The organism is Paraburkholderia sp. JHI2823 (assembly GCF_038900695.1).
Lineage (GTDB): Bacteria > Pseudomonadota > Gammaproteobacteria > Burkholderiales > Burkholderiaceae > Paraburkholderia > Paraburkholderia mimosarum.
Map to the genome: position 1 here is coordinate 1 of NZ_JAYMRY010000044.1, position 17404 is coordinate 17404.

General features: G+C 59.5%; 15 protein-coding genes and 1 pseudogene. 6 read left to right on the plus strand and 10 right to left on the minus strand.

Features of this window, described 5'->3' with window-relative positions:
- Nucleotides 1–180, minus strand: a 180-nt coding sequence (locus VSR34_RS31525; RefSeq protein WP_342964458.1) for a hypothetical protein, incomplete at its 3' end; no start/stop codon positions are given.
- Between the two features lie 319 nt (nt 181–499).
- Between VSR34_RS31525 and VSR34_RS31530 the strand changes: the two genes are divergently transcribed.
- Both VSR34_RS31530 and VSR34_RS31535 read left to right on the plus strand, forming a co-directional pair.
- Nucleotides 500–2824 carry a sialidase family protein gene (locus tag VSR34_RS31530; RefSeq protein ID WP_342964459.1) on the plus strand — a complete coding sequence of 775 codons (2325 nt, stop codon included), beginning with the start codon at nt 500–502 and terminating at the stop codon, nt 2822–2824.
- A 237-nt stretch (nt 2825–3061) separates the two neighbouring features.
- The gene (locus tag VSR34_RS31535) at nt 3062–4597 is read left to right on the plus strand and encodes a sialidase family protein (RefSeq protein WP_342964460.1); all 1536 of its coding nucleotides are present in this window, start codon (nt 3062–3064) and stop codon (nt 4595–4597) included.
- A 112-nt stretch (nt 4598–4709) separates the two neighbouring features.
- On the opposite strand, the gene VSR34_RS31540 is transcribed toward VSR34_RS31535, so the two are convergent.
- Complete coding sequence (locus tag VSR34_RS31540) at nt 4710–5243, minus strand: SRPBCC family protein (RefSeq protein ID WP_342964461.1); 534 nt, start codon at nt 5241–5243, stop codon at nt 4710–4712.
- Between the two features lie 285 nt (nt 5244–5528).
- Between VSR34_RS31540 and VSR34_RS31545 the strand changes: the two genes are divergently transcribed.
- The gene (locus VSR34_RS31545) at nt 5529–5954 is read left to right on the plus strand and encodes a CopG family transcriptional regulator (protein ID WP_342964462.1); all 426 of its coding nucleotides are present in this window, start codon (nt 5529–5531) and stop codon (nt 5952–5954) included.
- 46 nt (nt 5955–6000) lie between these two features.
- Nucleotides 6001–7098, plus strand: coding sequence for a PHB depolymerase family esterase (locus tag VSR34_RS31550; protein WP_028214993.1), 1098 nt, complete (start codon nt 6001–6003; stop codon nt 7096–7098).
- A 281-nt stretch (nt 7099–7379) separates the two neighbouring features.
- Here VSR34_RS31550 and VSR34_RS31555 read toward each other — a convergent pair whose 3' ends face one another.
- Entirely contained in the window at nt 7380–7748 is a 369-nt protein-coding gene (locus VSR34_RS31555) for an NUDIX domain-containing protein (protein WP_028232103.1), read from the minus strand.
- Nucleotides 7749–7987: 239 nt separating this feature from the next.
- On the opposite strand from VSR34_RS31555, the gene VSR34_RS31560 reads away from it, so the two are divergent.
- Nucleotides 7988–8899: a CHAD domain-containing protein gene (locus VSR34_RS31560; RefSeq protein WP_028214994.1), complete on the plus strand. Its 912-nt coding sequence runs from the start codon at nt 7988–7990 to the stop codon at nt 8897–8899.
- Between the two features lie 54 nt (nt 8900–8953).
- Here VSR34_RS31560 and VSR34_RS31565 read toward each other — a convergent pair.
- The 7 genes and pseudogenes from VSR34_RS31565 to VSR34_RS31595 all read right to left on the minus strand — a co-directional run.
- Nucleotides 8954–9460, minus strand: a pseudogene (locus tag VSR34_RS31565) (aldehyde dehydrogenase family protein); the annotation flags it as partial.
- Nucleotides 9461–9520: 60 nt separating this feature from the next.
- Entirely contained in the window at nt 9521–10705 is a 1185-nt protein-coding gene (locus VSR34_RS31570; RefSeq protein ID WP_342964463.1) for a fumarylacetoacetate hydrolase family protein, read from the minus strand.
- An 18-nt stretch (nt 10706–10723) separates the two neighbouring features.
- Entirely contained in the window at nt 10724–12253 is a 1530-nt protein-coding gene (locus VSR34_RS31575; protein ID WP_342964464.1) for an altronate dehydratase family protein, read from the minus strand.
- Nucleotides 12254–12301: 48 nt separating this feature from the next.
- On the minus strand, nt 12302–13315 hold the full coding sequence (locus tag VSR34_RS31580; protein ID WP_042291318.1) for an aldo/keto reductase: 1014 nt from the start codon (nt 13313–13315) through the stop codon (nt 12302–12304).
- Between the two features lie 122 nt (nt 13316–13437).
- Entirely contained in the window at nt 13438–13824 is a 387-nt protein-coding gene (locus VSR34_RS31585; protein WP_028232097.1) for an amidohydrolase family protein, read from the minus strand.
- A gap of 159 nt (nt 13825–13983) precedes the next feature.
- Nucleotides 13984–15129, minus strand: a complete 1146-nt coding sequence (locus VSR34_RS31590) for a LacI family DNA-binding transcriptional regulator (protein WP_342964465.1) — start codon at nt 15127–15129, stop codon at nt 13984–13986.
- Nucleotides 15130–15171: 42 nt separating this feature from the next.
- A complete protein-coding gene (locus VSR34_RS31595; protein WP_342964466.1) occupies nt 15172–16044 on the minus strand; it encodes a phytanoyl-CoA dioxygenase family protein in 873 nt (290 codons plus the stop codon).
- A gap of 291 nt (nt 16045–16335) precedes the next feature.
- On the opposite strand from VSR34_RS31595, the gene VSR34_RS31600 reads away from it, so the two are divergent.
- A complete protein-coding gene (locus VSR34_RS31600; protein WP_081716248.1) occupies nt 16336–17358 on the plus strand; it encodes an ABC transporter substrate-binding protein in 1023 nt (340 codons plus the stop codon).
- Nucleotides 17359–17404: the final 46 nt, after the last annotated feature.

Here is a 17404-nt window from a genome sequence, read left to right on the forward strand (position 1 = left end):
ACACGCATCACCGAAGGCTTCAGCCACTTCGTTGCCTCCATAGCTGCTCCGGTTGCTTCCGGCTGGAGCGGTTGCCGGGCGGGGCTTGCACCCGCTGGAAAGCGCCACCTTTTCACGGCGCACACCCAATGCGGTCATCCCGGGATTCGGATTGGACGCGAGAAAGCGGACATTGGCCACAGAGGGGATGTCTCCCGGAGGGTTCCGGGAGAGCTCCTTGAGTCGCTCTACAGGCCCAGCGTCGTCACCAGTATCTTTGAGCTTGCCGTGACGTCGCTTGAAGATAGGTTACCTTGCTAGACCTGCTCGGGCTACCTAGACTTCATCAAACGTCCAATCGCGTTCCGAGCTAGCCGAACCAGTTCGTCTTCGAGCCAGCAAATATGGAGGTTCGTAGTCCAATCCGTCTGCGAGTGCCGGCCACGGTCGCAAAGCTATTTCCCGAGTTGAATAAGAAAACAGAGAGGCTACTGTCGATGCCGCTACCCAGGAGGGAACCATGCTCCCGCTCATTCTTGGACCACGATATAACATCCGCGTCACCTGCGATGCCAGCCCAAGCAACGACCGAAGTGAATCGACGATAGAAGTCAATCCGACCAATCCGTACAACATGGTCGGGTCGTCCAAACGATTCACCGACCCGCACACCTATGCGTTCTCGCTTGCCACGTATTCGACATTCGACGCGGGCCGATCGTGGCAGGAGGCGGCGCCCCTCGGGCTCCTCGCAGGCTGGGACGGCGTTTCAGATCCGACGGTCGCCTTCGACGATGTCGGAGGTGCGTATCTCGTTGCTCTTCCGTTTCAGGGACCCGAGCCGATGGCCATCGCGGTGTACAAGTCTACGGACGGTGGTTTGACCTGGTCCCCTCCGAACCTCATTCACTCGGCGCCGGGCGATGACAAGCAATCAGCCGCAGGCGATACGAATCCGGGAAGCCCCTATCATGGCCGTGTTTACGCCGCTTGGGACGGTCCGGGTGGCATGCTCTTCGGGCGCACGATCGACTACGGCGCCAGCTGGCGCGGCACCGGTGCGAACCCGGTCGGAACGTCCCTTGCTCCGGACTCTTTCGGACCTCAAGTCGTCGTGGCTGCGGACAGCAGCGTCTACATCTTCTTCATCGCTGGCAACGACATTGAGTTTGTCAAATCCACCGATGGTGGGGATTCGTTCTCGAACCCGACTACCGTCGCGAGCGGCATCACGGGTTTACCTGGCCAGCTACCCGGGGGGACGTTCCGAACGCCCACGGTCGCAACGGCCTGTGTTGGAGCAAATGCGAGCGACATGGTTGTTGCCTGGGCCGACTATCGACAGGGCGTCGCACGCATCTACTATGCGCGATCCAACAATGGTGGTGCCGCCTGGCAGGCGGGCAGCGGCTCCGGCATGCCGCTGATGAGCGGTGGCGCTGTCTCTGCGCCGGATCAGCACGAGTTCCAGCCTCAACTCGCCTGCACGCCTCAGGGAGACGTTGGCTGCGATTTCTATCTCTTCGGGCCTAAGGGAGGCGGAACGACGCCGCTGATCGACGTGGTCCTGACAGTGTCCGCCGACAACGCGGCAACTTTCGTGGACCGGGTTACGGTGACGGAGATGCCTTGGGACCCGACAGTCGATGCCGTTTGGGCGCACGGAGATCCCAACGTCACCTTCATTGGTGATTACTTCGGTCTCGCGGCGAGTCCGCTTGGCTTCTTCCCGTTCTGGTTGGATACGCGTACCGGAACCCAGGAAATGTTTACCGCACGTGTCGCGGTCCGCCCCGCGAACGTCTACATCCGTGACTCCTCAAGCGATACGGGAATGGTCCCGTCACCCGGCTATCATTGGGAAGCACCGGACCTGATCGTACGCCGGCAGCAGGACGGGAATACTGTCTGGATCGATCAGGATCTGTTGCGGGACGGTGTAACGGATCATTTCATCTACGGCAAGATAACGAACCTTGGGCCCAATCCCGCGGAGAACGTCACGCTTGCGGTCACCGTAGGCAACTATCCCGCGCTCGATGCGCTGCCCGGATTGGAGTTTCGTTACCCGCAGGATTGGTATCCGGGCGACTGGCAGACGGCGGCGGTCCAGCAGAGGCACCTGTATCTGGGTGAGGGTGCACCGCTGAATCTCGCGGTGGGCGCTACGCGTATCTTCGGCCCCATTCGCTGGCCGGCCGCGCAAATTCCTCAGGAGGGCACATGGCACCCATGCCTTCTGGCCGAGTCCCGTGGAAACAACAATGACTCTGCGGGTGGGCTCAATGCAGCGCCAGTGCTGGTCGCGCCCGGTACGTGCGATTACGGCAGCTACTTCTGGGGTGACAACAACGTCTGTCAACGCAACCTGTCATACGCACATGTCTTCGCCAAGGCCGAGAGCCTGGTCGAGTTTCCCTTCATCATCGGCAGCCCGTACAGTCACGCAAGGCTGATCGAGGTTATCGTCCACAAGGACAACCGGCTCGATGACGTGCCGATGATTCTCGAACAGCTTCCGCCCAGGAAGGGGGAGAAACCATCTGTACCTGACAGGAACCACATGCATGGCGCCAAGCTTGCTGGCAAGCATTGGAACCTGACCCATCGAGTGGCTGGAGTCGGCTTTGCGATTGAGCCAGGGCAGATGCTCCGGCTAAAGTTATCGGTCAGGATTCCAGAAAATTTCGATCTCGATGCGCCGGCCAAAGTGACCCTATTCCAGCGCAACGACAGCCATGTCATGACCGGCAGCGCCATCCTGGAACTTGTTCGCGCTCACGCTAACCACGCGAACCACGACCCTGAAAAACGTGATTCTTCGACGCGCAAAAAGGGGCGATGACACCACGCACGACTCAACTTTTCGTGTTCATTGAATGCAATTCATAAGACCGGCCTGCCTACGCCGTTCTGTACTGATGCAATTGCAAAACTCCTTCGGCAGACGGATTGATCAAGCTGGGGTGCAGAGCCCCAACAGGCGGTACCATCGGTGTCCTTTCCATGGTTCTGGTCACGTCTTCGTGACCAGAACCATGAACGGAGGATTTGCGGCGCACTCTCACCGACAGGGGGGATCATGTCGAATATCCAGGTCACGCACGATTCGAGCGTAAACAACGCTAGAAGCGAAAGCAATATCGTCGTCAATCCCAACAACCCGAAACAGATCGTCGCGGGTTCCAAGAAGTTCAAGGACATTCACAACTACGACTTTATTCTGGCAACCGAATACTCCACGGATGGCGGTCTCTCGTGGCATGATTCTGCTGCCTTTACGCTATCTGGTTTTACGCTTCTCACTGACCCTGCCCTCGCATGGGACGACGTCGGAAACGTTTATCTAGTTGGTCTGTCAGGGAACAATCCGCCGACCTTCGATACCGCTGGCATCGTGATCTACGGGTCAACGGACGGCGGGCAGACCTGGAGTGCGCCGAAGCCGATCCACAACAGCGCTGGCGACGACAAGCAGTGGGCGGCAGGCGATGCGAATCCGGCGAGTCCGTTTCATGGCCGCGTCTACGCGGTATGGGACGACGGATCCGACATGCGTTTTGCACGCACCACAGACCATGGCGCGACCTGGGTCGGCACAGGCGTGGGCGCCACCCCGGCGGGTACGGTACTCGTCAACGATTCGTTTTCGCCGGAGATCAACGTCGCCGCTAACGGCGACATCTATATCGTCTGGATCGCGGGAAACGAGATCAAGATGATCGTCTCGACGGACGGAGGTGACAGTTTTTCGCCCGCCACATCGCCTGCCACAGGGGTTACGACGCTCGACGCAGGATTGCCGGCGCCGCATGGGTGGCCGGTGTTTCCCGGCGGAACCTTTCGCGTGCTGACGATTCCATCAGCCAGTGTGTTCGGGAGCACGATCGCCGTGGCATGGGCCGACTTCCGCGAAGGTGTGTCCCGCATCTACTGCGCAGTGTCGACTGACGGCGGAGCCAGCTGGCCCACCGGCCTGTCCGGAAAGCCATTACTGGCGGAACCGATAAGCACCAGTTTGCAACACTTTCACCCGCAGATCGTCTTCGATCCCGGTGGCGTGATCGGGTGTGCCTTTTATGAGTTTGGCCCCAAACCGTCCACGCCGCTCATCGATGTGATCATCGCCCAGTCCGTTGACGGTGGGGCTTCGTTCAGTCGGGCTACCGTGACTGACCAGCCTTGGGATCCGGCCATCGACGCGCCGTGGTCTCATGGAGATTCTAACGTCACGTTTATCGGCGATTACTTCGGGCTGGACGCCAGCACCCGGGGGTTCTATCCGCTCTGGACAGATACGCGGACCGGTATTCAGGAACTCTGGACCGACATTGTGCAGGCCCATGCGCGGGTCACGATTCCGCCCGGTCTGTACGGGCAGGTTGCCCAGATTCTAGACGGCATCATTCAGGACGGCGGCGGGGACCAGATCGTGGGCGGACATATCGTTCATATTCCGCCCTGGGGGCCCGAGCTGGATATTCTGCTGGGTGTGGCGATTCAGCGGATCGCCACACTTGTCGCCAGCCCCGGGGGCATCGCCATTCAGAGAGCGGCGATGGCCATGGTGGCGCACGTAGCTCAACAGGAAATAAAGCGTCTTGAAGGCAAAGAATAAGTGAGCAGCGTCGCGTGCGACGATTCACCAGCAAGATGACTCATTTCGTGGCGGCTGCTGCGGGTCTGCGTGCGCATTTTTGCGTCGCGGGCGGCGAGTCGCGGCAATCCATCTATGCGCCGCCATCGAGCTTGACCTTGAGGCGCCGCACCGCTTCAGCCGATTCGGCATCGATCTGCTTGCGCAGAGCCGCCCAGTTGAGCAGCGAGAACAGCAGAGTTGGCGCCCGGTAGGTAAAATCGCGCTCGAACCGCGTGCCGGCGCCGACCGGCGTCAGCGTGTATGTGACGGTTCCTGCTTTCCTCCCATCGATGTCGCCGTCAATGCTCCAGAATGTCGGAGCGCGGCGTCCCGCCACCGTCCAGACGACCGTTCCATTGCGGCCCGCCACCCTGAAGTCCTCGGTCACCTTTTCTCCAACTTGCAGCGAATGATCGGTGGCGCCACGCACTGCCAGCGACGATGGATGCCATGCCGGCCAGTTTGCGGGTGTCGACACATATTCGAACACTTCTTCAGGCGCTCGCTGGATCATGACCTCGCTGTGAATTTGCGTCATCGGCTGCCGGGGTAGTGGCACAAAAAGCAGCACGACAATCGCGCAGATCGTTATGAGCACAGGGAGAACTGTCCTGCGAAAAAGCATGGCCTGGGGCTCGCAGAAAAGGGGGCTGCCTCCACTATAGACACGGTCGCCATGCCGTAGCGGTATGGCAACGGGGCATTGCAACGCTTGATGGTGACCCAATCGCACCCTTCCGCATACCTGGCGACCCAATGGAAGACGCGCGTGTGCCGAGGCGTGGCCGGACTGCGATTGGCGCGCCGCTGCCGGAAGCGCACCTGGCACGATTTCAGCCGAAGCTAAAAATCTTGCATAGCAGCAAAATCCATCCTATAACCATCCACATGGATGGCAACTGGATGGAAGATGAAAAAAGCAGCGATTCGCGAGACACCTCGCGCCAAAGGCGGAGAGTCCGAAAAAATCACGATCAATCTTGTCCCGGTAGACCTTGGTCAGATCGATCTTCTCGTTGAAGAAGGGTTCTATTCGAACCGTACCGACCTGATACGGACGGCCATCCGCAACCAGCTTGCACTGCACGCCCAGGTCGTTCAGGAGACGGTCACACGCCGCGCGCTAGTGCTCGGCATGCAGCATTTTTCCAGACAGGACCTTGAGGCAGTACGCACGGCGCGCGAGCGCCTCGACATCCAGGTGCTCGGGCTGGCAAGCATTGCGGCTGACGTCTCACCGGAACTTGCGCGCGCAACTATTGGAAGTATCGCGGTGCTGGGGGCATTTCACGCAACGCCTGCCGTCAAGGCAGCGCTCGCCGATCGTATCCGGTAACCCACGCCGCCCCACCCGACATCTACCCTGCTCACCGGACCACACCATGAAACTGAATGAAGGCTTTCTGAACTCGATGCACGAAGCGATGACCTTGCTGCGTACACGCGGCCCCGCCGAAGCGACGGCGGCAATACAACGCGCGTTGCGCGGCGAAGGCAATCCGGCGGCGAACGACATGTCGGATGTAACGGTATCCAGTCCCGTGGGCGCCCCGCTTTACCGGACGAACAGATACGACGTCCCTCCGCATGCGACGGAACGGGTACGTACAGATGTGGAAGATCGCGGGCATTTCAGCGTGCACCGGTATTCGAACGCTGCTGGTCGCCGGCAATATCGGCTCTATGTGCCCGCAGGGACCGCGAGCACGCCGATGCCGCTCGTTGTAATGCTGCACGGCTGTACCCAGGACGCTGATGACTTTGCAGCCGGTACTCAGATGGATGCGCTCGCCGAGCGTCACCGGTTTCTTGTGGCGTATCCGGTACAGCCGAAGCAGGCCAACCCGTCAAAGTGCTGGAACTGGTTCCGGCCGAGTGATCAGTCGCGCGAACGCGGCGAGCCGTCTCTCATCGCGGGAATCACGCGGGAGATTATTGCCGCGCACAATGTCGACCCTTCACGTGTGTATGTGGCGGGCCTATCCGCGGGCGGTGCAATGGCGGCAATCATGATTAGCGAGTATCCCGAACTGTACGCCGCGGCCGGCGTACATTCCGGTCTCGCTGCGCATTGCGCGCATGACTTACCCACTGCGCTTGCCGCGATGAAAGGCGGCACGCATCCCGCAGAGGCGCGACGCGCGCAACGCCATTCGTTTGTGCCGCAACGGCCCATGATCGTTTTTCATGGTGATGCCGATGCCACGGTTCACCCGTCGAATGCCGCCCGAATCGTACGCGGCTTCGAACGACAACACGATGGCGTCGACGAAGAGCGTTGTAGCGGGGCTGGCCGGCGTGACTGCACGGTAGCGCGGCTGGTTTCCCGCGACGGCGTGGATGCCGAGTTGTGGACCATTCACGGCGCGCCGCACGCCTGGGCAGGCGGCAGTGCGCGCGGGAGTTATACGGACACGAGCGGGCCGGATGCGAGTGGTGAAATGCTCCGCTTTTTCCTTGAACATCCGCAACATCCGTAGTGCACGGTAACGCGAGGTCATGCCGTGCATCATTTACGTCGAGTCGATAGCGCCAGTGACCTGTCCGAGCCACAACTCCTTCGTGCCTTCCAGCTTAATCGACTGCGCATTGCTGCGGCAGTAGTGGCGCAAGGCCTCACCCGGTATCCTGGCACGCGTGTACTTCTTTCAAAAATCTGGTTCGCCGTCTTCCATCGCTTCGCCGAGAACGTCGATCCGGCAAGCGTGCAACACGCTAATGGGTAGTACGCAGGACATCGGATATGTAGCTCGTACCTGGGCTACTTCCTGCGTCGCTGACTAATCAGCTTCACGATATCTGTCGTGGGGCCGCTTGTGATGAGGCGAGGAATGTCGTCCAGGTGGACCCAGCGACACCTGGAGATTTCGTTACCTGGACGAGCTTTGGCGCGTTGTGAGATTTCGCAGGAAAACACGTGATGGTGCTTCTGCTTCCCATGGAAGTCAAAGAGGTGTTTGGCTGACTTCCCGGCTAGTTGGGTTTCTTCTTTAAGTTCCCGAAGCGCGGCGTCCGTGCGATCTTCTCCGCGCTTGAGGATCCCGCCTGGCAACGCCCACTTCGATTGACTACGTGCGACAAGGAGGATTCGCTTACCTCTGCGGCAGATGACGGTGGCGCGCTTCTTCAAACCGGACTCCTACTTGTGCCCCAGATATTCTCGGGGCGCGCACGACGTGGCAGCGTATCGGGCGGTAACTGGACGTAGCTTCGTATCCTAATACAGAACAGCACAAACTGGTGGTGCTATGAAGCGGGGATAGCCGGCGGCATCTTGAAGTCTTTCATCAACGTGTCACAGTTTCGACGTTCGAAGTTCGATGTGGTAACGTCTGGGGACGTCTATTTTCTGTCCGCCTCGAGGCTTCAATGGATATGGATGGTGACTGGTCGTTACCAAAGCCGAACACTCTCTTCAAGGTCAAACGCCGGACGGCTGGTTCGTCACTCTCAAAAGCAAGCTCCATCGCCAGCACGTTCTCGTCTCTGGCAGCGCCGGTGGCTGCCGAAGCAGTGCAAAGAGCGCGAGAGCTCTCCACGGAGCGCGACCCGGAAGGGTTTCATCAGCTTCGAGTCGCTTTCAGAAAGCTTCGCGCGTTGTATTGGGCGTACTCCCCTTACATCGGAGAGGAAGCAACCGTGCAAGCCACGGCAGAATTCAAGCGTCTTGCGGAGGTGGCTGGCTGCACGCGCGATTGGGACATTGCAGGCGATCTACTCCGAACTGCCCAGGAGTCCGGCGCCTCGGTCGAACTCCTTGTGGCCGCAGCACGCGAGAAACGTGCGCAGGCGGTGGCGCACAGCCAGACGATGATCAAGAGCGACGATGTCGAGGCGTTTCTGAACGATGCCCTCCTTCGCGCGCAGACCACACTGCAGTCGAGTTGCAGCGATCGACCCATTCGGGCGTTCGCCGAGAAGCGCGTCCGCCTCGCGCAGCGCACGCTTCAAAAGCGATGCAAACGCGCAGCACGTAGCGAGTCGGCCGATGAGGAAGGTCTCCACGACGTTAGAAAAGCCGGCAAAAAGCTGAGGTACCTGCTCGAGTTTTTTCAACCCATCATCAAAGGTGGGCACGGCCGTACCATCAAGGAGTTGACGTCCGTGCAGAACAAGCTGGGGCAGTTCAACGACATTGCAGCAAGCGAGGCGCTGCTTCGCGGCGCGTCATTCAATGACGTTCCTACCGAGGTCGTGCAGGAATCGCTGAAATGGTTGGAAAAACAGAAGTGCCAACGAATGCGCGCGGCATCACGACGCGTTCGAGACATCTCTAACTGAGATGCATCCTTGAGCGGTTTGTGAAGCCGGCCTGCCACCCGGTGTGGCGAACCTGACGCAATTGCCGAAAGCGAGAGCCGGCGCCATTTTCCACGCCGGTATTGCGACAGGAAAATTCCATGGTGTGACAAAACCAACTACGCCGACGGGCTCGCGCGTCACTTCCACGGTCAAGCCGGGGCGCACTGACGGGAGGATTTCACCGCCGACACGCAGGGCCTCGCCGGCGAAAAATTTGAAGATCTGTCCTGCGCGCGTTACCTCACCGACGGCTTCCGCCAACGTCTTGCCCTCTTCGCGCGCAAGCAAGTTCCCGAGTTCCTGCTGGCGGGCGAGGATGGTCGTACCCGCCTGATCGAGAACATCAAAACGTTGCTGGGGCGTCGTTTGCGACCACTTCGGAAACGCTCGCCGGGCCGCGCCGATTGCGGCGTGCATTTGCTTCGCGTCAGCCTGGGCGAATTCACCGACCACGTCGTCTGTATCGGATGGGTTGATATTGCGGGAGTATGCAATGGATGTTGCCCACTCCCCACCAATGAAATTATCAAATCGAGTCATGTCTGTGCTCCCAGAATAATCGGGTGCCAATGTGAAGGCCGACGGGCGCTACGATGCCGGTCAAAGACCTGTTAGTCCCCGGCTGCTGAGATTGCGATACAGCGCACGAACACCGAAGGTCCACGGAGCGATTTCCGTGCATAAACCGACGGTGTTGACCAGAGCACCAAGGGGCGGAGCCGAGATTGTCACGAGGTCACCGAGGTGGTGGGTAAAGCCCGATCCCGGGGCATCACGATCCATGATCGGCGAAAACATCGTGCCGAGAAAGAGCATGAATCCATCTGGATACTGGTGGTGATCGCCATGGGTTTGCGCGACGAGATCTGCCGGGTCGCGGCTGATCTGACTCATGTGACTCACACCTTCCAGCACGAAATCATCATCAGCGCCTTCCACGCGCAGAGACACGCTCGTCTGTCGAACAGTGTCCAGAGTGAAGTCGCCATCGAAGAGGCGGATGAATGGGCCGATCGCGCAGGAGGCGTTGTTGTCCTTGCATTTGCCGAGCAGCAACGCAGAGCGTCCTTCGATATCGCGCAGGTTGACGTCGTTACCAAGCGTGGCGCCTACTGGCTCGCCCTTGCTGTCGACGGCCAGAACGATTTCAGGCTCGGGGTTGTTCCAGCCCGACGAAGCCAACAATCCGATTGGGGCACCGAAGCCCACGGCCGACATCGGTTGCGACTTGGTGAAGACCTCAGCGTCCGGCCCAAGACCGACTTCCATGTATTGCGACCACGCGCCACGGCGCAACAACTCTTCCTTCAGTCTTGCCGCGGCATCAGAACCTGGGCGGATTTTCGACAGATCCGTGCCGATCAGCGCGGTGATGTTTTCTCGCACACTAGCCGCTTTGTCGCGGTCGCCGCCAGCCTCTTCCTCGATCACGCGTTCGATGAGACTAACTGCGAAGGTGACGCCGCATGCCTTGATAGCCTGCAGGTCGCATGGCGCGAGAATATATTGCTTGCCGCAAGCGCGGGCCGCGCGGGTCTGCGTCAGGAGTTCTGTGACGGGCCCAAGAGCTTCCCCTGGCGCCTGGCTGGCGATTTGCACGCGGTCAGCGCGATCGAGCAGGTCCGCCATCGTCGATGCGGACTCCGTAATGTCAAAGACCTCTCCCCTACGGATAGCGATCACACATGGGCCTTCTCCCGCTTCGGTATGTCGCCACATGCGGCCGACGAGGAGCGCTGAGTCCAGATCAAACGGCAGCCAGTTGGGCTGGGTTGATGCATTCATGATGTCTCTGTGTGAAGGTCAGGTGATCGCGCCGATCTGCCAGGGTACGAACTCATTTTGTCCGTAGCCGTGAAGCTCACTCTTTGATCGCATACCCGATGCGGTTGCCAGCATGAGCTCGAAAATCTCCTGGCCCATTTCGTCGACGCTCCTCGTTCCGTCGAGGATCTCTCCGCAGTTCAGGTCGATATCTTCTTCCTGTCTGCGCCATAGTTCGCTGTTGGTGCCCAGTTTCAGCGAGGGCGAAGGCGCGCAGCCGTATGCAGAGCCGCGCCCCGTTGTAAAGCAGATCAGGTTGGCTCCGCCTGCTACCTGGCCGGTTGCCGAGACGGGGTCATAGCCCGGGGTGTCCATGAAAACCAGACCGTGTGCCGATACCGGCTCCGCATAGCGATAAACAGCAATCAGGTTCGTCGTGCCGCCTTTGGCCACAGCGCCCAACGACTTCTCGAGAATTGTCGTCAGGCCACCTGCCTTATTACCCGCCGACGGGTTGTTATTCAGGTCTGCGCCCATGCGTGCACAATATGTTTCCCACCAGTGAATGCGCTCGATCAGCTTTTCTCCGACCGCGCGTGAAATGGCGCGGCGGGTGAGCAGGTGCTCCGCGCCGTATATTTCCGGTGTCTCGGACAGAATGGCAACGCCGCCGTGGGCAACAAGACGGTCGACCGCAGCACCAAGCGCCGGATTCGCCGAGATACCCGAATAGCCGTCGGACCCGCCGCACTGCAAACCAACCACGAGATTACTTGCGTCGACTGCCTCCCGCTTCACGCGATTGGCCTCTGGCAGCAGCGCCTGCACGGCGTCGATGCCAGCCGCCACTGTGCGCGACGTGCCACCGGTAGCCTGAATGGTCATGACCTTCAGCGCGTTGCCCGCCTCAAGACCCTGACTTTCGAGCAGGCCCCCAATCTGGTTGGTCTCGCACCCGAGTCCGACGATGAGCACCGCCGCGAAATTAGGATGTCGTGCGTACCCACCGAGCGTTCGACGGATCAGTGCCAGGCCTTCTCCTTGTGAGTCGATCGCGCAACCCTGGCCATGCGTGAGTGCGACGACCCCGTCCACGTTTGGATAGTCGCGTAGCACTTCAGGTTTGAAGTGGTCTGCAATGGCACGTGCGACGGTCGCAGAGCAGTTCACTGACGTAAGAATGCCGATGTAATTGCGCGTCGCGACGCGTCCATCAGGACGGACGATACCCATGAAGCTCGCACGGCTCGCGACGGGCGCTGGCTTTGCGTCCTTTCCAAACGCATAGTCGCGGTCGAAGCTGCCCATCGACAGGTTATGCGTGTGGACGTGGTCGCCGCAGCCGATGTCGCACGAGGCAAAGCCGATGATCTGCCCGTACCGTCGAACCGGCTCGCCTTGCTGGATGGCACGTGAGGCGACCTTGTGACCAGGGGCCACCAGCCCCCGGACGGTTACGCGGCCACCGTCCACCGTTGTGCCACCCACAAGCTGCTGCAGCGCGATGATCACATCGTCATCGGGATGCAGTCGCACGGTGACATCTGCGTCTGCTGTTGAGGTCTTCATACTGCCTCCGATCGTCTGATACTTGTAGTGCGGCGCGCGCCGATGCGTCTATCGCGGCGTGGGTTCGGGCGCGTGCTCCGGGATCAGGCCATCGTGTTTCAACGCTTGCCAGAGACCTCGTGGGATGCGCACGGACATCTGTTTCACATTCTCATGAACTTCGTCAGGATTTCGTGCCCCTGCAATTACCGCGCAAACAGGCTCGGGGGCGCTGCAGAATTGCAACGCTGCGGCCTTGAGGCTCACGCCAAACTCAGCGCAGCGCACTGCCATCCGGGATGCCTTTTCAACCATTTCCCTTGGCGCGGTGCTGTATTCAAACGTTGTGCCACCAGCAAGGAGCCCGGAGTTATAGGGGCCGCCGATCACCAGTTTCGCGTCGCACCGCATACACGCGGGGATCAGACTGTTCAGGGCCGTTGTATCCAGCAAGGTGTAACGCCCCGCGAGCAGGAAGATGTCGGGGTCCGAGTCAGCCAGAGCCCTGACACACGGTTCAACCCGGTTGACGCCAAGGCCCCACGACTGGATCAAGCCTTGTGCGCGCATATCGGAAAGCGCCCGGGCTGCGCCGTTGATAGCAGTGCGGTATTGCCTTTCCCAATCGGGGCCGTGCGTGTCTTCGGCTATATCGTGGATGTACACGACGTCGAGCCGGTCAACGCCCAGGCGGTTCAGGCTATCCTCAATGGAACGAAACGCACCGTCGGATGAGTAGTCGTACTCGACGCGAAAAGGCAGGCCATGGACGTAGCCATGCTGCGTCGACGGCACCGATTCATCACGGATGAGCCGTCTGCCGACTTTCGTCGACAGAACAAAGTCATCGCGCGGCATCTCACGGAGTATCTGCCCCATACGCCGCTCTGACAGGCCGGTGCCATAGAAGGGTGCCGTGTCGAAATATCTGACTCCGCTGTCCCACGCGGCCCGTATCGTCTCCTCAGCAAGCTGGTCGGGCACGACTGAAAAGAGGTTGCCGAGAGGCGCGCCTCCGAAGCCGATCGGGTTGGGGAAAGCACCGCCATTTGCTGGCCGGAACAGTCGTTTCTGGATTTCCATTTTGTCTCCTTCGCATTCGATTCGCCGCGCTGAACGCAAGGCAAGTGCAGATGATCCTTGACCGAGGGATTGCGCATAGCACGCTGCCCGCTGATTCCAGTCTCACCGGCGTGGGCGTGATCTCACAGCCGGTAAAACGAGCGGGCTGTTTCGCCAAAGATTGCCGCCCGGTCTTCCTCGACGAGACTGGAGGACAGTCGTTCGACGCATGCGTGCCACGACACGTAATCGCCGTTCAGATTCAGGACCGGCCAGTCGCTCCCCCACATCAGGCGCTGAGCGCCAGATCGCGAGAGCAGGAAAGCGAAGTAGGGCGAGAAAGCATCGTCGGCATAACCCGGTGGCGCCTCTGTCACCATGCCGGAGAACTTGCTCGCCTGCGCAAGTGGCGCAAGTGGCGCAAGGTCCGATGGCAAAAAGTCTCGCCATAGTGGAGCGAGATCAGGGGTGAGCCAGCCATAGTCGCTTCGCGCAGTCGTCCAGAAGTGCTGATGTGCATCAACCTTCATGACGGCTCCTTTTACCATTAGTGCGTCGATTGACTCGAGAGTTAAATGATGACATTACCAATTTGGCATCCTAATCATCTGGATATCGCATATGTAATGCGCTGATCAAACTCAGCCGTCAGCTTTGACTGGAGTGCCAGGCGTGAATATGTATGACAGTCAGCGGGCAGCCGTCGGAAGAACGATGTTTTCTTCCGTTCCCGCTAAATCCGTTTTCTTCACGCGCGACTTTTTGTTGGAACTGTCGCGTGCCGTCGCGCTTGCAGTCCGGCCGGCCCCCTGACTTTCCGTTTCGCCGAACGCCGCTGGACTGCTACACGATTGACGCACGACCAGTTCCGGCGGAAAGACCATATGCCGAGGGCTTCGCTCGTCTCCCCTGATGCGCTCGAGCAGCATGTTGAGCGCCGCTTCGGCCATCGCGTCAACGGGCTGCCGGACTGTGGTCAGTGCGGGGGAGAAAGCGTTCGCCCATGGAAAATCGTCGATCGCGGTGACTGATATGTCCTTGGGACACGCCAAACGCTTTTCCGCCAATGCGCGCATCGTGCCAATCAGCATCTGATTATTGGCCACGAAGATGGCTGACGGCGGCTCCGGGAGATCCATTAGCTCAAGCGCTGCGGTATAGGCGTCGTGCTCACCGAATGCACCCTGTCTCACGTAGTCGGGATTGACCGGCAGATTCGCGGCTGCGAGCGCCTGGGTGAAGCCGCGCAACCGATCACGACCAGGCAGAAGGTTCTGCGGACCGGAGATGATTGCGACGCGCCGATGGCCAAATTCCAGGATGTGCTGAACTGCAAGGCGTGCTGCGGCAACGTTATCGAGAGCAACCGAATCCCATTCGTTGGGGCACACCACGTGGTCGACCGCTACAACAGGCATGACGCCGATCTCGGAACAAACCTTTTCGTAGGCTTCTTCCGGTGCCGATGCACAGAGGATCGTGCCGACGGCCAGATGGGCGCGGAGCATGCGAAGATAGGCGAGCTCGTGCTCAACATCCCGATCACTGTCGAATAACAGTACAGAGTAGCCTTGGACATGAGCGCGTTTCTGAATGGAATGCACGAACTCGGTGAAGAATGGGTTAGTGATGTCAGGGACGACCAAGCCCAATAGCTTGGTGGTCCCCTTTTTCAGGCTGCTTGCGACTGTGTTCGGAGCGTAACCCAACGCCTTGACAGCGACGCGCACTCGCTCCGTGAGGTCGGGACTCACGTAGGTCGATCCCGACAGGACCGCCGAGACGGTCGCCAGACTTACTTCCGCAAGACGTGCGACATCCTTCATTGTTGCCATGATTTTCCCGCTACGCAGTTGTGCCCCGAGCTTCCTGCCCGTTCAGTTCCACCATCCCGCATGCTCGCGCTTCGGCTGCCGCAAGATGCCCTCCGCCGTGCGGGGCGGCTCGATTTCGAGCAGGAACCGCTGTGCAGGTGACATCCGCTCGTACAGTTCCGGGGTGAGATGGTCGATCTGGACGAGCTGCTGCGGGAGGTCGCGCCGAGTATACGTTAGATGCAGTACCCGGCGGTTTGCGTCGTTCTTTTTGAGTGTACCGCTGTGCCAGCCCGACGCGTTCATGATGAAAACGGTGCCAGCCCGACCGGTCAGATAGACCTCACCTGGATACGGCGCGTCCAGATCGGCGGGAATCCGTTTGCGATCTGCTTCGGAAATGGGGCCTGGCTCCCAGTCGCCCTGGTTGACAACAGGCACGTTAATCGGTGCCCATTTGTGCGACCCGGGCACAACCCGTGTCGGGCCGTTATCCAGCGTCATGTCGTCAAACAGGATGACGGCATTAACGACCCACCAGTCATCTTCGAAGTACTTTGGCACGTCGACGTGCAATTGCTGGTGACCGAACCCTTGCACCGGATCGCGGAGATTGGCGCCGTGCACCTTGATCTCCCCCAGCAGCTTATGTGCTGCGGCCAGCACCGGCTGCAGTTCCAGGCACTTGTCGAACACTGACGTCTTGTTGAAGATGTTAGACACGCGCCGCGCGCCGGGCTCGACGTGAACTTCATGTCCGCCCGTGAGGCGCTCGGCTTCATGGAGCCGCTCAAATTCGCGGGCCATCGAACGGCACTCGTCCGGGCTCAGCACATCTTCGACGACGAAAAATCCATTCTCGTCGAGCTCCTTCAGCTGCTCGCTGGCCAACGTGTCTTCGATATCCAGTTCATGCATCGCCTGCCTCGTGTACATGAGTCGCGTCTCCGTCAATTTCGTTAGCGGGCGAAACGTTTAGCGAAACGTTTCGTTTGAGTGATTTATAGCAAGCACGGGTCGAGAGAGACATCCGGGTTTCCACCACGCAAGTCAAAAATTCGGCGTCCTACTAGCCGCTTTTCGCTCCGATCTGTTCATGTTTACCCGAGGTTAATTGACTTCGTGCACAAGAGGTCTTAGATTCAACGAAACGTTTCGCTAAACGTTTCGCCGGAAAACCCGGCACCCCGCTGAGCTTTCAAACCCGGAAAGAGACAGGAGACAGACATGGACAGCTTGACGAAACCGCTGTGTACAACACATCCCGTGCGTACACGCCGTCGTTTGATCAGTGCAGTAATGGGCGCGCTTATGCTCTCGGCGCTTGCCGCACCCCCGGCCCATGCAGACAAGGAGCACCCCGTTGTGGCCCTGTTGCCCGGAGTGGTCGATCCCTTCTATTTCACGATGTACCGCGGTGCCCAGAAGGCGGCGGCGGAGGACAACACCCAGCTGCTTTTCCAGCTTCCGAAAAGCTGGAACACAACGGAGCAGGTGCCGATTCTCAAGGCATTCATTGCCAAGCGTCCGGATGCGATCCTGGTTTCTCCCGTGGATGCACAGCAACTGATCGAGCCCCTGACGGAAGCAAAGAACGCGGGAATCAAGGTTATCACTGTCGACACCTACATCGGCACCGGCCGGTATCAGACGGGCAGCGGAAACGCGGATTTCCCGCTTTCGTTCGTGGCGTCTGACAATAAGGAAGGCGGCCGTATTGCAGCGCGAACGCTGGCGAAGGCGATCGGTGAAAAGGGCACTGTCTTCTGCGAAAGCCTCAAACCTGGCGTCTCGAGCACCGATGCGCGGGTGCAGGGCTTCCAGGAAGAAATGAAGAAGTATCCGAACATCAAGGTGCTGCCGACGCTGTATAGCGAAGACGACGCGAACAAGGCTGTTTCGGATGTATCGGGTGTGATGGCGCGCGAGCCTGGTCTATCCGGCGTATTCGGCACGAATACCTTTTCCGGCAAAGGTGTGGCGCAGGCGATCCACATGGCCGGGAAGAGCGGCAAAGTCAAGCTGATCGTGTTCGACGCCGTACCGGGCATCGACAAGGATATTAAGAGCGGCCTGGTCGACTACGCAATTGCCCAGCGGCCAGCCGACATGGGTTACTACGGCGTCAAGTATGCAGTCGACGCAATCCGCGGAAAGCCGGTCCCGAAGGAGAAAAGCACCGGTTTCGTCGTCATGGACAAGTCGAACATCGACAACACTGACGTCAAGCAATACATCTACTCCAACTGATTTGTGCCAGCGGCGGGCCGAAACCGCCGTCGGTGATTTGCAAGAG

What these genes read in the sequence shown, in the direction of transcription:
- VSR34_RS31570 (WP_342964463.1), bottom strand. Translation starts at nt 10,705, where the DNA reads ATGAATGCATCAACCCAGCCCAACTGGCTGCCGTTTGATCTGGACTCA.
- VSR34_RS31575 (WP_342964464.1), bottom strand. Translation starts at nt 12,253, where the DNA reads ATGAAGACCTCAACAGCAGACGCAGATGTCACCGTGCGACTGCATCCC.
- VSR34_RS31540 (WP_342964461.1), bottom strand. Translation starts at nt 5,243, where the DNA reads ATGCTTTTTCGCAGGACAGTTCTCCCTGTGCTCATAACGATCTGCGCG.
- VSR34_RS31595 (WP_342964466.1), bottom strand. Translation starts at nt 16,044, where the DNA reads ATGTACACGAGGCAGGCGATGCATGAACTGGATATCGAAGACACGTTG.
- VSR34_RS31590 (WP_342964465.1), bottom strand. Translation starts at nt 15,129, where the DNA reads ATGGCAACAATGAAGGATGTCGCACGTCTTGCGGAAGTAAGTCTGGCG.
- VSR34_RS31580 (WP_042291318.1), bottom strand. Translation starts at nt 13,315, where the DNA reads ATGGAAATCCAGAAACGACTGTTCCGGCCAGCAAATGGCGGTGCTTTC.
- VSR34_RS31545 (WP_342964462.1), top strand. Translation starts at nt 5,529, where the DNA reads ATGAAAAAAGCAGCGATTCGCGAGACACCTCGCGCCAAAGGCGGAGAG.
- VSR34_RS31600 (WP_081716248.1), top strand. Translation starts at nt 16,336, where the DNA reads ATGGACAGCTTGACGAAACCGCTGTGTACAACACATCCCGTGCGTACA.
- VSR34_RS31550 (WP_028214993.1), top strand. Translation starts at nt 6,001, where the DNA reads ATGAAACTGAATGAAGGCTTTCTGAACTCGATGCACGAAGCGATGACC.
- VSR34_RS31535 (WP_342964460.1), top strand. Translation starts at nt 3,062, where the DNA reads ATGTCGAATATCCAGGTCACGCACGATTCGAGCGTAAACAACGCTAGA.
- VSR34_RS31585 (WP_028232097.1), bottom strand. Translation starts at nt 13,824, where the DNA reads ATGAAGGTTGATGCACATCAGCACTTCTGGACGACTGCGCGAAGCGAC.
- VSR34_RS31530 (WP_342964459.1), top strand. Translation starts at nt 500, where the DNA reads ATGCTCCCGCTCATTCTTGGACCACGATATAACATCCGCGTCACCTGC.
- VSR34_RS31560 (WP_028214994.1), top strand. Translation starts at nt 7,988, where the DNA reads ATGGATATGGATGGTGACTGGTCGTTACCAAAGCCGAACACTCTCTTC.